General features: G+C 33.9%; 15 protein-coding genes. 14 read left to right on the top strand and 1 reads right to left on the bottom strand.

Annotation, left to right across the window (positions count from 1 at the left end; genetic code table 4):
* Positions 1-81 precede the first annotated feature (81 nt).
* From MBVG596_RS01135 to MBVG596_RS01075, 13 genes are all read left to right on the top strand, one after another.
* The gene (locus tag MBVG596_RS01135) at positions 82-693 is read left to right on the top strand and encodes a hypothetical protein (protein ID WP_096385859.1); all 612 of its coding nucleotides are present in this window, start codon (positions 82-84) and stop codon (positions 691-693) included.
* Complete coding sequence (locus tag MBVG596_RS01130; RefSeq protein ID WP_096385857.1) at positions 693-2504, top strand: terminase TerL endonuclease subunit; 1812 nt, start codon at positions 693-695, stop codon at positions 2502-2504. The genes MBVG596_RS01135 and MBVG596_RS01130 overlap by 1 nt, the downstream gene beginning before the upstream one ends.
* A 63-nt stretch (positions 2505-2567) precedes the next feature.
* Positions 2568-3818: a phage portal protein gene (locus tag MBVG596_RS01125; RefSeq protein ID WP_096385854.1), complete on the top strand. Its 1251-nt coding sequence runs from the start codon at positions 2568-2570 to the stop codon at positions 3816-3818.
* Positions 3808-5625, top strand: coding sequence for an HK97 family phage prohead protease (locus MBVG596_RS01120; RefSeq protein ID WP_096385852.1), 1818 nt, complete (start codon positions 3808-3810; stop codon positions 5623-5625). The genes MBVG596_RS01125 and MBVG596_RS01120 overlap by 11 nt, the downstream gene beginning before the upstream one ends.
* A gap of 43 nt (positions 5626-5668) precedes the next feature.
* Entirely contained in the window at positions 5669-5995 is a 327-nt protein-coding gene (locus MBVG596_RS01115) for a head-tail connector protein (protein WP_096385849.1), read from the top strand.
* Positions 5982-8153, top strand: coding sequence for a hypothetical protein (locus tag MBVG596_RS01110; protein WP_096385846.1), 2172 nt, complete (start codon positions 5982-5984; stop codon positions 8151-8153). The genes MBVG596_RS01115 and MBVG596_RS01110 overlap by 14 nt, the downstream gene beginning before the upstream one ends.
* A 67-nt stretch (positions 8154-8220) precedes the next feature.
* Entirely contained in the window at positions 8221-8766 is a 546-nt protein-coding gene (locus MBVG596_RS01105) for a hypothetical protein (protein ID WP_096385843.1), read from the top strand.
* Positions 8766-9206: a hypothetical protein gene (locus tag MBVG596_RS01100; RefSeq protein WP_096385840.1), complete on the top strand. Its 441-nt coding sequence runs from the start codon at positions 8766-8768 to the stop codon at positions 9204-9206. Before MBVG596_RS01105 ends, MBVG596_RS01100 begins: the two co-directional genes overlap by 1 nt.
* A complete protein-coding gene (locus MBVG596_RS01095; protein ID WP_004421622.1) occupies positions 9199-9690 on the top strand; it encodes a phage tail tube protein in 492 nt (163 codons plus the stop codon). The genes MBVG596_RS01100 and MBVG596_RS01095 overlap by 8 nt, the downstream gene beginning before the upstream one ends.
* Complete coding sequence (locus tag MBVG596_RS01090) at positions 9691-10053, top strand: hypothetical protein (RefSeq protein WP_096385837.1); 363 nt, start codon at positions 9691-9693, stop codon at positions 10051-10053. It begins immediately after the preceding gene.
* Between the two features lie 11 nt (positions 10054-10064).
* Positions 10065-10358, top strand: a complete 294-nt coding sequence (locus MBVG596_RS03855) for a Gp15 family bacteriophage protein (protein ID WP_096385834.1) — start codon at positions 10065-10067, stop codon at positions 10356-10358.
* On the top strand, positions 10349-11254 hold the full coding sequence (locus MBVG596_RS01080) for a hypothetical protein (RefSeq protein WP_096385831.1): 906 nt from the start codon (positions 10349-10351) through the stop codon (positions 11252-11254). Before MBVG596_RS03855 ends, MBVG596_RS01080 begins: the two co-directional genes overlap by 10 nt.
* Complete coding sequence (locus MBVG596_RS01075; RefSeq protein ID WP_096385828.1) at positions 11254-12813, top strand: hypothetical protein; 1560 nt, start codon at positions 11254-11256, stop codon at positions 12811-12813. Before MBVG596_RS01080 ends, MBVG596_RS01075 begins: the two co-directional genes overlap by 1 nt.
* 12 nt (positions 12814-12825) lie before the next feature.
* Here the strand turns inward: MBVG596_RS01075 and MBVG596_RS01070 are convergent, their stop codons facing one another.
* Positions 12826-13491: a hypothetical protein gene (locus MBVG596_RS01070; protein WP_096385825.1), complete on the bottom strand. Its 666-nt coding sequence runs from the start codon at positions 13489-13491 to the stop codon at positions 12826-12828.
* A 30-nt stretch (positions 13492-13521) separates the two neighbouring features.
* Here MBVG596_RS01070 and MBVG596_RS01065 point away from each other — a divergent pair, with 30 nt between their 5' ends.
* Positions 13522-16431, top strand: a complete 2910-nt coding sequence (locus MBVG596_RS01065) for a hypothetical protein (RefSeq protein ID WP_096385822.1) — start codon at positions 13522-13524, stop codon at positions 16429-16431.
* Positions 16432-16458 lie beyond the last annotated feature (27 nt).

Here is a 16458-nt window from a genome sequence, read left to right as displayed (position 1 = left end):
TAAGTTTTTAAATTTTTTTATTTCTTTTTCTTTATAATTTTTTAAGTATAATTACGGCTTTTAATTTTAAAAAGGAGTTAAATGTTCAACAACTTTAAAAACCCTAAACAAATTGAACGCTTAAAAACTGAAATATTAAATAACAGCAATGACCACAAGTTGTTAAATTCATTTATTGGAGAAATGACCCTTTTTGCTGTTGACGATTTAATAACCAAATTAAATGAATTACAAAATATTCACAAGGTTTGGAATAATGAAATCAAGGTTAAGCGTTTGAATGTGTTAAAGAAAGAGCTGGAGTTTTTAACATTAGAAATAGACGAAGAAAAAAAATCATTAAAAAAAGAGCGAGAAAAATTAAAGTCGGTGAATTTAAAAGACAGCGACGAGAATAACGAAAATATTTATTTATATGACATGGCGAAGAAGTGGTGCGTTAATTCAATTAAAATGCTTGACAAAATGAACCGACGCTTTGACGAGTTATCACGAGAATATACACTTTTAAAAAATGACAATGAATTATTTGCTTTCGACAGCAAAGGGCGACCAATTGCTAAAACTAGCGAAGTTCAAAACATTTTACAGTCAATCACCTTGCATATTAGTAGCAACTTGCAACTGAATATAAATTCGGAAAAACTTAAAAAATTAATAAGCAGCGAAGAAGTGCTAGAGGACGATTTCTAGTGGATTGTTTGGCATTACTTAAAAGCGATTACTGAAAAAAGGTTTTTGATTATTTTGAAACTAACAAACCAAGCGACCCCGTTTGTTCTTTTGCTTTTGAAGTTTTAGAAAATAAAAACAAATATTCAAGTATGGTAATTTTGGCAGTTGCCCGTCATTTACTTTTTTATTATCGGTGAAAAAATGAAAGCGACTTCCCTTTTTACTTTGACACAAGCACCTTGGACAAGTTGCAAAAATTCGCCAATAAGATAATTATTCCTGAAACTTCGCAAAGTTTTATTTTTCCAAATTTTAGGTTATTTATTGCGGGTTTTATTTTAGGTTGAAAATATAAGCAAGACCCGACTTCATTTATTACATCCGAAGTTTTTGACGTTGAAGCAAGAAAGCAATGGAAGTCTTCATTCTGAGCAATGATGGCTCTTGCTACTAGTCGGGGTTTACTTGGCGATGGTAAAAGTGAGGTTTATTTTTGCGGACCACATAAAGAGTCGAGCAATATCCCGTACAATATCGCACTTGGTTATTTAAAGCGTAATAAAGTTATGCAGAACAAGTTCGAAAGGTTTAATAGTATAAGAATAGTCTCACGCAATCAAGGGCTTATTAAAGCACTTCCTTTTGATAAAGCGGGACTAGAAGGGAAAAACCCGTCGCTTGTTATTTTGACTGAGTACCACTTGCACAAAGACGACACAATGCAAGAGTCGGCAAAATCTTCGAAAAATTTATCCCGTAAAAATCAGCTAATAGTTTATGACACAACAAAAGGGAACAACATTAACAGCTCCTGCTATTATCGAGAAAAAGACTATAAAACTTTTTTGATTGAACAAATACAAACCCCGCAAACTATTCACCCGAATTATGGCATTTTTCTTTTTTGTGCTGAATTAGACGAGCAAGACATAGAAAATTGAAAAAATAGCGATTTATGAGTTAAAGCAAACCCCGCCCTTGGTCTTAGTGTCTCGCTTCAAGATTTAGAAAATGAATTTGCAGCAATTACAACCGCACAAGCTGAAGCAGAATTTAAAGCAAAGCGCCTAGGGATTTGGAGCAATATCGGCACGGCACACTTTAACGTTAGTCAAGTTTTAGAGTGTTTAAATGAAAGTGCCCCAATTGTTGAGAATTGACTGCGCAATCACTCACTCTCTGAATTAAACGCCTTGGTTGGTCTTGACTTGTCTTCAAGCAATGACACTACCGCAATTGCCATAAATTGAGAGCTGCCAATTGAAGGTGGCGAGAGCATATATATTTTTAAGGTGCATGGCTTTATACCTGAAGGGCAATTAATTAAAAAAGAATTAAGCGATAGAGCAAGATACCGCGAGTGAGTAAATAAGGGAATTATGACAATTTCACCGGGCAACGTTATAGATTATTCGCTTATTGTTAACAAATTGCAAGAATGAAAAAATGAATTTAAGATAGATAAAGTTTTATATGACCGCTGAGAGTTTTTCGCCGTAAAGCAAAATTTAATTAATACGAATATTTTTCATGACAGTCAATTAAAAGAAGTAAAACAAGGGGTTTATTTGAACCCTGCTTTTCAAGAGTTCGAGATTAAATTAATGCGAAAAAAAATTCATTTTTTAGACTTTAACGAAATGCTTATTAACCATTTGCTAAATATTCAAATAAAAAACACATCGTCAAGTTCTGAAACCTTTTTTATTAAAAAATTAACCAATAATTCCCGCATTGACGCCTTTATTGCTTGCCTTAATACTTTAAGTGAAAGACATAACGTTAATTCTAATAATTCTGATTTAGTTTATGATATAATTACAACATAGGTCACCATAGGTGAATTACTTGCAATTTCACGTCAAAAGATAAATAACACGCGGAAAGGTCAAATGTCACGTATTGGCAACTTTTTCAAGCGTTTATTTAAAAAACCAAAAAGCCTAACTGCTAACGCTCAACGTTATCAGGATTTTTCGCATTCCCTTTTTGACAATTCTTCAAGTGATTTATTGCGAGCGCTAACCCCGAGTGAATTTCTAATGTTTGGCTTATGTGTTAGAGCAGTTCAACTTATCGCAAACGACGTGGCAAAAGTTAATTTTAACCACCGCAAAAAAACAAACACCGGAGAATGAGAAAACTTGTCACACTCTGACGTTCTGCACTTGCTGAATGAAAAACCAAATAACACTCAAACACCTTGAGAATTTAAAAAGACGATAATTTGGAACTTGCTACTTTATGGTTGCGCACCTATTTTGATTTTAAGAGACGAGAACGGCGACGCTTTGGAATTGCTCCCTGTTTATCCGTACTATATCCAAAAAGACGAAAGCGACGGCGAAGTTTCTTATACATATTTAAAAACTAAAAACCCTTTTAAACTTTACAAAGACGAAGTCATTTGGATTGACTACGAACTTATTGACGGTTTTGATAATTTAAGCATTAGGACTTTGTTCAAGTCAACAATTGCCAAAGTTCGAGAAAATGAACTAAGCACCTTAAATGCTATTAGAAACGACCTTCGCTACAATATGTTCGTAAAAATTAAAGACGCAACAAACAAAGAACAAAGAGAAGCAGCAAACCAAGCATTGAGCGCAATGGTAAGAGAGCAAAAAAGGACGGGTTCTTTTGGAATTGTTATCGACGAGAAGTGAGACCTTGGCAAAGCGTCCGACGTTATCAACATTCAAGTAGATTTTCAGACAAGAAACCAACTAGGACGAGAATTTGCCGCTTCATTAGGTATTCCACCTTCCAAATTAGGAATTGACGACCCTAACAAATACAATAGCAGTGCTGAATTAAACCGTGCTTATGTTGATAATTCTTTAAAACCTTTATTAATAAACATATGCCAAAAAATAACCCAAGTATTGCTGCCACATTATGAACAAGTTACTTTTAAGGTTCTTGACTTGCTGAGTGTTGACATTAAAGCGGTGCAAGAATTCGCAGCTAGTGCAATAAATAACGGTTATGCTACTGCCAATGAGATAAGAGAGTTGCTCGGGTTTGACAAACACCCAGACGGAGACAAACTATTAGCAAATGGTACACTTACCCCTGTTTCTTTTTTATCTCAGCAAACAAATCAAGACAACAACACAAAGGAGGTTAAAAATGATAAATAAACAATTGTTATATTTCAACCGAAACAAAGCACAATTAGACGGCAAGAAAATAGAAATGCGCATTGAGTTAGACAGTTGGTCTCCTGTTTATGTTGACGCATTAGGGCGCAAGTATCGCGAAAAAATAGCGCCCGACGCTTTTGATAAAGAAATAGAAGGTGGCAACAAGATAAATTCCTATTTAGACCATAAAATGTCTATTGAGTATCTTTTAGCGTCAACAAAAAACGGCTCGCTTGTTGTTGAAAAGAAAGACAAAACGATTTTTGCCACCTTTGAAGTTGACAATAACAACCCCCTACACTTAAAGGTAGCCAAATGAATTGAAGAAGGGGTGGTTGAAAGTAATTCGTTTATTTTTAACAATGTTGAATATGAAAGAATAAACCACGACAAATCAAGCGAGTTAGACTATGAATTGATTTTTACAAAAGGGCAATTGTTAAGCATTGACCCCGTATATGAAGGGTTTTATAGTCAGGACACTTGTCGCGTTTATTCAAAAAATGAAAATGAGCGAGTAATTGCCGCTGATTTTATAAACAAGGAGGAAAGAATGCAACAAAACGAAGAACAAGAAATTAAAACAACTGAACAAGTTGCAGAAAACAAAAACAATGACCAAATTGAAAGGGGACTAGAAATGACTGAAAAAATTACAAACATTGAACAACAATTAGACAAATTAATTGCTGCCAATGAAAAAAGAAACCAACAACTTAGAGAATTGGCAAGTTCAAAATCAAACGTTGAAAATGAAGAACTAAGCGAAAAACAATTCAAAGAATTACGCAAAAAAGCCAAATTATCACAAAAAGACAAAATCAGAATGTTTAATAAAACCATTGACTTATTAACAGAAGAACAAAAAAACGAAATTCGCCTAATTGACAGTAGCGTATATAACTCAATGTTTAAACGTTCACTAGACGCTACCACAGATTTAAAAGGGTTAGCACTAATCGAAAACTCAACACTTCCGGGGATTTTAACTGAAATTAATGCAATTTTCCCAGAGTTTACAGAATTTACCCAAGTATTACCATTAACTGGATTGGATGAAATTAGTAAATCAATTTATGTGCCAGACAAAAAACCAGTTACCGCAATTGCTGAAGGTGCTGAAGCGACCGAATTTGGTGGTCAAACATTTAAAGTAAAACTTAAACCTTCTCGTTATGTTTTAAAACTAACTCAAAACAACGCACTAACAAACGGGGACGAAGCGTGAGCTGCACAAATTCAAAACGCAAAAGACGGAATTTATAGAGGTTTAAGAAAATCGCTATATACTGGATTATTTGCTGGTGCTGCTTCAAACTTTAGCGCAAGTACATATACTGGCGGATTTACATTAGAAGCAAAAAGAACAACCGCAAAAACAAAAGAATTTACATTCGAAGACATTGAGGTAGTTGTTAAAGATTTAATCGCAAAATATGGGGACGCTGTTTTAGATAAATACATTATTGCAACACACCCAGACACATTGCAACACTTAGAACTTAAATGAAAAGAAGAAATCCTAGATGCAAGAAAAGCACTATATGACCCAGTCAAAAGAACTTATAGGGGAATTCAAATCATTATCTCTGACGACTTTGTCGACAAGACAATTGAAACCGGCAAAAACGTCGCTGCTATTTTTTCAAAAGACGCATTGCTTGCTTATGGTTTAACAATTACAGTAAGCGAAAACATTTACGTAGATATGGGAAAAGACTTATCGCACAAATATGTACAAACAAGAGGTGAAATTAAACTAATTGACCCGCACGTAAATTCAAGATTTATCCAAGTTAAGTAGTTGTGCGCTACTTTTCTTTATATTTTAAAGTTTAGGGGGTTTTATGTATCCAAATCAGGAAATATACGAGTGGTTATATGCTTTAAAATTACGCCTTGCAATCTCTGACGACTTGCGGGACGAGTTGCTTTTAAACTACATAGAAGTAGCACACAAAAACATATGGACGCAGTATTACGAATTAAAGTTAGAAAATAACGAAATACCCGACCATAACTGAGCATGAGATAAAACAACAAAGTTGGCGGTTCTGCATTTAGCGGCGACCTATTTTGAAAACCCCGACATTGTGCTACAAGCTGACAAAGTAAGCGATAAAAGAATGATTTATAGAATATTAGGAGGAAGGGTAAGTTATGCCAAGAGTTAATCACGTCGACGTTAGAAACTATAAAGAACCTTTTTTAGTTATTAAATGAGTGCGCAACAATTCTGACGGGTTAGAAAGTGCCAGAGAATTTAGTTCGCGGTTTGTTTATGGTTCTATTATGCGAGATAGAAACATTGCAACTAGTCCAAATGAAAGAAGCGAAACCGAAGTTTTAAGCATTAAAGTTTTGAACATTGGGACTTATATTGACGTGGGCGACTTAATTTACAGAGCGAAAAAAGTTTTTCAAATTACCGCCATTGATTCTGACCAATTCAACCGACAAGAACAACACATAAAGGCAACTTATGTGAGCGACATAGAAAAACAACCTGACCTTTTTGAATATGTTAAAAAATTGCCCTTTAATGAAAGCGTAAAAAAGGGTGGTTTTGCTTATGTTGATTGGGTAAATTCTGAAATAAAGAAATTAACAACAAAAGACGAGGATTTACTAAGCCAAATAAACGCAAATGTGGAGCAATTACAAGCAAAAGACAGCGAACTAAACAAACAAATTGCACAAACTACGGAAAATCTAACTCAATTAATCAATAAAAACACTTCTAACGACGAGAAAACTCAAGGTAGTATAAAAACACTATCTAGTGATTTGAATGAGTTTAAAAGCCAAATAAACGCAAATGTGGAGCAATTACAAGCAAAAGACAGCGAACTAAACAAACAAATTGCACAAACTAACGAAATTTTGGACGATCGAACAGTTAAAATCACCGAAAGTGTTGTTGAAGTTGAGCAAAAACTAACGAAAAATATTAAAACAGTAAGTGACGGAATAAAAGAGTTAGAGCAAAAGCATAAGGGAGATATTTTTAGCGTTAATTCTGAAATCGCCCAAAACAAAGAGCAAATAACCGACATTAAGGACGATATATCAAGAACAAAACAAGAATATAACGTGCTTTTTGATAATGTTAAACAAGACGTAACAAATTTAACCAAGCAAGTTAACTCAAACACAGAAAAAGCAATCTCGCAAGGTGCAACCGTTCTACAACTAGAACAAGATAACGAAACAATTCAGACAAGACTTAGAGAAATTACAGAGAAAAACAACACTCAAGACTTAGCAATTGAAAGCATGCAAAAGTTGCAAGAAGTCGGCAATTCTAAAATTTTAGAAGTTGACCGCAAACGTGAGGAAAATGTAAGCAGCCTAAGTTCTCAAATTGAAAAAGTTAGCGCAACTAATGAAGAACAAAGTGAACTAATAAATAAATTACAACTAGCGCTTACTGCTAACACAGAAGCAGACAGCGAAACATTACGTAAATTTAACCAACTAAGCGAAGAAAACAAGCAAAAGCACGTTGAGTTGCATGTTAAAGTTGCCGGCATTGAAAGAGCAAACCAACAAATATTAGAAAAAACTAACAAAATTGACACTATTGACAATTCGGTTAATGTATTAAATTCAAAACAAGCAAGGTGAGACACCGTCGCTTCTCAGTTTGACGAGTTTAAACATATGAGCATAGAGAATGGTCGACAATTTAGGCAATTTAAGAATAAAACAACAGAAGAGCAAGAACGCCAAAAGGATATTTTGTCAGGTCTTCGTGCTTCTGTTAAGGAAGTTGCAGATAGAAGAATATCGCAAAAAATCAATAGTATGTTTGAGCGATTGGTTAAGTTGGAAGAAAAAGCAAATTCGTTGAATGCGAGATTTGGAGATGTTGAAAGAAAAGCCGATGACGCTAATAAGCATTTAGGCAGCGTTCGTTTCGAAGTAGAGTGGGAACAGATTGGCAATATTACCAAAGATAATCCTACGCCGGGGACCGTTATTGGGTCGTTCGGTAATATTAGCAGTGGCGATGCTAATCACATTTATTTGTTCGCTTTTAATTTTAAAGTTTATGGCCGTTGGTTTGCTTATCAATACCTACAACTACAAAAAAACGACAAAGATTATCGAAATGTTATTATGGCTCCTATACATACTGACAAAGAATGAGACAATGATACCTTAGCCAATGACCCTGATTACCTTATTCTAAGTGTCAGTGATGGACGCGTTAAATACCATGGAGCAACTTCTGCAAGATGAGGAGATATTAAAATGCGTGATAGAGGACTTGAACAGGTTGAGGTTACGGTTTACAAACAAACATATAACCTTATTAAACCTTGGTAACTATGCCAAATAATAAAAATAACGACAATGAAAACAATTATTTTACCGCTTTATTTGTGGGGGTGTCGTGAGTAATAATTTTAATGATTTGATTAGCATAAGCGAGCCAAAAAAATTAGTTAAAGATTTTAATACTTTAATAAATAAGAAAATTAACCGCATAAAGTTTTTGCAAATAGCGCACGGTAATTCTTCTGTTTCTTGATTAAATACTCAAAGTAATTTAATAACTAACAAAGCCAAGCAATTCGCACCGGATAGTTCATTTGCTAATAAGCGAAATAATGCTACAAACAGCACAAGCAAACAAAGACAGCATGGCAAGTTAATAAATGAAATAAAGCAAACGACCACAATTTCAACGCAAGGTATTAGGAATTCAATTACTTTAAATAAAGAAATTAAGGGTTATCAAAGGGGTATTTATTTTTCAATAATTCGGGGTTATAGAAAGAACCAAGAAGGTAAAAAAATTAAATACAAATACTCAAAACGTGGTGCGCGGACTAATTTATTTAATCGCGGTTTTAGGGTTGTTCTTGGTAATAATAACAATTTTGTAAAGCGTTATATTCACGAAGTCTTTGTCCCTGAATTTAACAAGGAGAAATAATGACCCATAAATTAGCCCTAGATATTTACGAGTTTTTAAAAAGTAATTTAAAAAATTTACCGCCTTTTAGTTTTCAAATTATCGAACAAGACGGGGAAAATAATTCTATTTTATTTATAAAAGAACCAACGAGCGCATTTGAAAAGTATTTTAGCGATTTTGCGCAAAGGGTGCGCTTTCGAATTGTGCTAGTTAATAACAAATTAGCACACCGCGAACAACTAGAAACACTGCAAGGCGTAATTGATACTCTTTGCAATTATTGAGAAACTCAGAATTTTAAAATATTACAAAAGCAAGTTAATAACATTCCTGTTTTTCAAGAAACTAAGCACAATAATTGAGTTCAAATTGACCCCGTGCGTTTTAGTTTAGAAGCACAAGAATATTACGTTGATTTGGATTTACTTTATACACAAAAAGGAGGTGACAATGTTTAAGTCAAACAATACAAGTGAATTATGAATTGCAACCAAACCACAAGCTGACGAATTAGAAAAGGATTATAAGCAAATTAAGTTTATAACCGAATTAAAACACAACTACAACGTCAAAAAAGAAGACCGAACTTATTTCCATAATAAAGGCAAAACCACCGCTATTACTACTGGCGTTTCTGAGTCGCTTACTGTTTCCATTGATTACGATGACGAACAGCAAGCCCACAAGTATCTTTTAAAACTATTGTTAGGAGATATTGAAAACCTAAATAACCAATTCATAAAAGTTAAACTAAAAAACTTTTCAACCGGAACAAAAACCGCAGATATTGAAATAACCGGCAAAACTACCATTAACTTTAAAAACCATATCCCATCGGGAAACGCTGACGAAATTGTCAAATTACAAATTGATTTTATACCACAAGACGACGCTTGAAAAATTAGCGAAATTGAACACCAAGAAGACAATAGGGAGGAATAGTTGAGTAAGTTTGAATTAAAGGATTTAGAGCAATACAACGAGGACGATATTTTCGTCATTGACTCGCAAACACAGTTCAAGTTAGACACAAGCGCACATAGCATTTTTAAGTTGCAAAATTTCCTAAATAAAAACCAAAACTTTAACAATTTATCCGCAACACTAGACAAAGACTCGGACCTTGAATTTTTGCGCATAATGCTAAGCGAAAAAGACGCATTGCGGGTAGTTAATGAATTTAGCAAGAAATACAAAATGAGCACAATTCTTTATATTGTGCATGAAATGTTTTCGTTTTGATTTAAACAAACAACCGGACAAGATATAAACGCGGTTTTAGAAGCACAGCAAACAAAAAAGTAAATTCGCCCGTTATTGATTATATAAAAGACTTAGACCTTATTATTCCGGCACTAAAAACACAGTACAACATAGAACCAAATGAACTTTTAAGACTAAAAGCAAAAACCTTTTTGGTTTATATATCTGCACTAAATGACGAGCACTTGCTTTCTAAGGTTATTGTTGCACGGTCAAATAGTGGTGAAGATATGTCGGAAGAATATAAAAAATTACGAGAAATTTACAAGTTAAATGACAAGCAACAAAGCGACCCATTGGCAAATTTTGCAAGGTCTATGACTAAAAAGGAGAATATATGGCAGTAGGGCATGTTAATTTAGATATTAAGTTAAGAGCAAAAAACCTAAACGCAGAACTAGGCAAAATTGAAAAGCAATTCCAGTCAACCGTTAGCGGTATTAAAAATATGCTTATTGCTTCAAAACTCGGGTCTTTTTTACTGGCGGGTGCTAACGATTCAATAAACCAATATATGACAAATATGCGGTTGCTTGCTGGTCTTAGTGAGTCAGGTTTAGGCAAGGAAAACAGTACAAGACTTTTAGAAATTGCCGACGGTTTTGAAAACATAGGATATAACGCCGAAATGGCGGCGGATAGTTTCAACCAGTTTATTATTACAGGAAAAGCAACCGTGCTGCAATCAATAGGTATTTACCTTGACCAAAACCAAAAAAGCATTTTAGCGACCGCAACCGCACAAGACCGGCTAAATTGAGTTATGAGCGAAGGCAATAAAAAAATGCAAGAACAAGCAAAAAATATGCCCGAGCATATAAGAAACCAACTCCAACTAAGAAAAGCCATTGATGACACTAAAAAAGCCCTTGGTTCTTCGTTTTTACAAGTAATTAACAATATGGTCAACGCTCTTGGTGGTTTGGGCAATGCTTTAAGGATTGCAATTGCCGCATTTGCTGCTTATAAAATTGCCATGATAATTGGTAATGTTGCCATTGGTATTTCTAAGGCGATTGCTCTTGGTTCCGTGTTTTCTGCTCCTATTGCAATTGCCATGGGGGTTGGAGCATTGGCAAGTATAGGCGCTTTAATTGGTGCTGCTGGTTTGGCGTTTAGTTCAATTCCTAACTCTGACAATTCAAGCAAACAAGACGTCAACGTTGACGTAAGCAACGACATTGTTATAAATGTTTCAAGCGATAGATACGGGCGAGAAATCGTGCAAGGTGGCGGTAAATAATGCGTATAAAAGACTTCTCGGGAAATTTGCAGTTAATTATAGACGGAGACAACCAGTGAGCATTTAGCAAGGATATAGAATTCAACTACCACGCCACCAACTTTTCGCGGGTTGTTCTTCATAATGTAATTCATAAGGAAATTTTAGAAAGTGGGCTACATTTTAGCACCCACCCTTATATGTCTAAATTAGACACATTAGCACTAGCAACACTAACAAGCAATGGCAAGGCAATTTTTACCGGTCTTATTAATTCGCAAGGTCGTTATTCATTAAACCCCAAAGCAATAAAAGACAGAAGCATTGAATTAGTAGACATAAGACTTTGGTTATCTAAAAAAACACCCCCTGACCTAACTTTTGAAGACGTCAACCCGTCTGACGCATTGGACGCAATAATTGAAACAATGCAAGAACCTAAAATAAAGCGGGGCAAGGTATCTTTTTCGGATAATACGCCAATTAGTGCATATGATACAACCAACAAGTCCCCTTATAGTTTGCTTAAAGACGTTCTAGCAGTACAAACAAAATCCTTTTTATATTTTAACCAAGACCAAAACGGCAACTTGTTAATAAACTATGCTTCTGAATTTGATTTTTTAAATAGAGAAGTACCGGTTTTAAACTATGACAATTGAAGTGAATTCCAACTTTTAGACATTAAACTAGAAGAAAACACAGACGGTTATTTTAATAAGTTAAGGGTTGCGAGCGACAATGTTTTAAGCACTTATGAAATTAATGAAAAAGTTTCCGCAACTAACGAAATGAAGTCAATTTGAGTATCTCAACCAATCGGCAAAATTGCAAGCAATGGTTCCGAAGCAAAAAGTTATTATATTAAAAACAATAACACCGAAAAAACTGAACTTTTAGAAATTGCAACAAAAGAAGAATACACAAAAGGCAAAAAATGCCATTTATATTTCAATGAAGGTGAAAGGGAGTTAGTTTTTAACAATGTATGAGACTGAGACAATACTACCTTAAATATTTTTTACCATTCATTAAATAAAGGCGGGGTAACTGTTGAAAATGCGAGCGAGATTAGCAGAATTAGAGAATTAAACACATTTAATGGCGACGTTTTCAAATTCGAGCAATTCAACGACCTTGCCGACTATGGTGACCTTTTCAATAAAGCGAAAAATTATTTAAATATTAATTCAAGACCCCGAAAAGAATTAAAAATAATTACAACAAAACCATTTTTAGAAATTGGCGACTTTGTAGAGTTGGCGTTTAATGATTTCAAATTTGACGGGCGTTATGTTTGTTATGGTTTTAATGTGAAATTTTCCGCAAATGTTAACTCCTTGCATATAACCTACGACTTGCGAAATAGTTTTAACTCAGATACCTTAGTCAATTTTTACGACGATGACGGGTACAGAAAAAACCCGCTTTTATTAAGGACAAGAAATAAAACACTTTACAAATTTAAAGATTACGTAGTAAATGACGGTAATTTGCATTACTTATACAATTTTAAAAATTTAAAAACAATTAAAAACACTCAAATATTAGAAAAAACCAAAGTTATAAAAAGAATATAAAAAAAAAAACCACTAGGGTTTCTGTTTAACAAGTTTATAAGTATTATAAGAAGCATAACCGCCACTTGTTGCTGTAATAATTGACATAAATAGGGTTACAATAATTCAATTGGTTTTTATAGCATTAAGTGCTTGGTAATTCACCGTGATTGGGCCGAAATGTTCAACTCGTAAACTGTGCACTATTTTTCAAAGGTCTTTTATTGGAACTATATCATAAGGACTTGAAACTTGGAGACCTTTGTCATTAATTACCGTTGGTTTTGCATATATAACTCAGTTATTAGGGTCCGTTTTGTCAAGTGTTAAAATATCCGATCCTTTTAAGTCTTTTAGCCCTTCTTTAAAAATTTCTTGTAGTGCTTGTTCGCTCGCTGGTCCTAGAGAGTTTACAATTAGCGATTGATAAGCCGATTGTTTTCTAGAAAAAGCCTCAAACAAATAAACAGAATCCGGGTGAATTTTAATAGCGTCCTTCGTTAATTTTGTATTAATACCACTTGCCAATTTTATGAATTCTTTCTTTTCCGTTGGTTCAAAAACTCTGAAGTATAGTTCATTTGCTATTTTGTAGCTTTTAGTTATTGTAGCAACAGCATAAATTGCATAAATTAAAACAACAATGCTAATAGCAAAAAGAACCCAAAAAAATACTGTTTTTATCTTTCTTATTCTCATATTAAAACAATTATAACAAAAGGAGAACAAATGACTAAAAGTTGATTTAGTGCACTTGTTAAAGGTTTAACTAAAACCGACAATAATTTAGAGCCTTCTCAAAATGCGAATGACTACCAATATGAGGTCAAATTAGCACCAAAAGACATAGGGGTAAAGTTTTCGGCAAATATTGCAGAACTTGGCGTAGACTTTTTACAAGCATATCCCGAGTATTTGCAAAAAACAGAAGAAGTGCCGGGAATATTAAACACTAAGACGCTTGTTGCTCGCTTTTATAACTCAACGCGAATTGTTAACGTTTTTAATTATATTAATGGTTCATTTGTTGAAATTATCGACAATTACGCCGCAAAAAATAAAAAAGTAAAAGCATATTTTAAAGATCCACTAAATAAAAAACCATTGCCAAAATTTAGGGACGTTATCAAAACGCGAATTGGTTATCTTGTGGGAATTGTTGAAAATGCGGGTAAATTAGAATTTATAAAATTCAGTGACTTATTAAGTGAGCAAGCATTAAATAATTTAGATTTTTTCGTTGCTTTTAGTGTTTCATTGCCTTATTTTGACGATTTGTCCGCTAATTTAATTTTTGGATTGGATGAAAGTTTCGTGGATAATAATCTAATTGACTTGCTTATCTGAAACGAAACAACTCAAAGGATTTGATATTTTCAAATAAAAGCCGAACAAATTGAAAAAAACCCAATAAAAGTCAACTCCTTAATAAATTTTAAGGATAAACAAAACATAGACGAATTAAAGGTCACCAACGTTTCGAGTTTAATTATTACAACCGCAGAAAAGAAAAACACAAACAACAAAAAAAGCAATTTTATAATTGGCAATATTCTCGTTGGTGTTGATTATGGTTTTGGTTATGATGTTTTTAAACCTAATAAGGATTTGAAAATAACGGTAAATTATAACAAGCATGCAATACCTAGACCTGGTGATTATGTACATTTAAGAAATTGAGAGCATTTATTCGCAGAAATAAAAGGCGGTTATCATAATGGCGCTGCTGCCGCTTTAACTGATTGAAGTGAAACCATAGTTTTTAAAGCCAATCTCTCAGAATGACAAAGCAAAATAAAGCAGAAACTTCGCGAGTCAATAAGTTATAGCTGAGACCTTGAGCGTTCGTTTATAACTTCTAGAATTATGTTTAGAATGCCTTTAAAATACAATGGACCAAGTAATTTAACCCCCGGTGCTTTCATTGAGTACGCTAAGCAAAAAGACCCAGCGTTTAAGGCATATTATGAGCAGAAGGAAAGAGGAAGCATCCCTACTAACCTTATTAGAGAGTATTTTCATATTGAATTTATTAATGATAATCCCGGTGAATTTACTGCCTATTTAGCGGAGCCTGCTTGAGGTCATGATAATTTATATTGACCAATAACTCGTTCACTTACTGAAACATTTAGCAATGAGGATCGTTGAAATATCCTTTTAAATAATCCAAACCCCGAGGTCTTTATATCTTTAAGAATAATAAACCAAGAAAAAATTAATTTTAAACTTTTTACCGGTAATTTATTACCGATTTTTGAAAGAGAGATAGTTCTTTGGGGATACAAAGCGATAACTTCCGGATTATTCTCTTATAGAGATAAAGACATAGCGCTAATTAATAGCAACCTGACCATTTCAAGTGCTTTAAAATATGACCAAAGCGTAAGAAAAGGAAGCGAAGTTTTAAATATCAGTTTTATTAAAACCGATGACGATGAAGTAAATTTCAGATTAGAGCAAAGCGTTGAAAATATCCAAAAAACCGGCATTGGTTCAATTGGCAAATTAAACGAAATACTAATGCCAATTAGAGAAGACAACGGCAACTGGTCGCTTTATAGTTTTACGCAAGAAGTAAACGGCGAGACAAATTACAAAAACAAAGTCCAAAAACTCGCCAATATGAGCCCGCATGCTAATATTAACCCCCGAGTTATACCACTAAGACGAGAAATTTACGACATACCTTGGGTGTTTATTGTGGACGATAATTTTATAGGTGCATACAATGGCAATAAAACCCTTGTTATAGATAGCGGACAAATTGGAGCAAGTTTTAACACATTGCCAATTAATGAATTTATGGTGTTTAGAGAGCAGAATGCCGTAAGGTTCTTAGTTGATATAAATTCTAAAAAACGAATGATAAACCTACGATATGACGGTAAAGAATTTAATGAGAGCAATTGACCTTATATATTTAAACCAAATAACACAAGGCAAACGCTAAAAAATAATTTTAAACCGTCGCTAATTTATGAAAAACACGGCGAATTTTGTGTTCCTATTCATTCGGTAAAAGTAAATAACAATACAGTTAGTTTTATTGGCAACATTGACAAAAACACCTTAAATTCACCCAGTGGCATAGATACAAAACACACAATTCAATTTTTAGACAATAACGGCAATGTTATTGACGAGATAAGCGACTTTTTACAATATAAACATAAAAACGATAATTTACAAATGAGCCTATATAAAACGTTCAATTGAGTAGCATTTAAAAACAAAACAAAAAACGCCCAATGAAGCAATAACATTGCGAACTTGTTTTTAGACCCTACCATAATTGACCAAATGCTAATAACTCACTTGCGTTATGAAGTTTATAAATCGGATTACATTTTAAGAAATCAAGAGCCGCAATATGTCGGTACGTCAATTCAAACACACACGCAAAAAATTCTAGACCAAGAATTAGTTATTGAAAACAATGAGGCAAAATTGGTTATAGATTTTGCAGTAGAAAACGACCCACACAATGAAACAATTATCCGCAAGTTTCAAATAGGAGACGAGAAAACCAACCGCTTCGAACTACTTGACACAGTGCCGGAAATTATTACACCAAAAAGCGAAAAGGGCGGTTATGTACATTATGAACTAACAATTGGTCTTTTAAAACTCATATAAGGGAGCGCAAATGATAACACTTATTAT

The sequence above is a fragment of the Mycoplasmopsis bovigenitalium genome (assembly GCF_002356075.1).
In the GTDB taxonomy this organism is placed as follows: Bacteria; Bacillota_I; Bacilli_A; order Mycoplasmatales; family Metamycoplasmataceae; genus Mycoplasmopsis; species Mycoplasmopsis bovigenitalium_A.
This window is presented reverse-complemented; position numbering and strand designations above follow the sequence as displayed.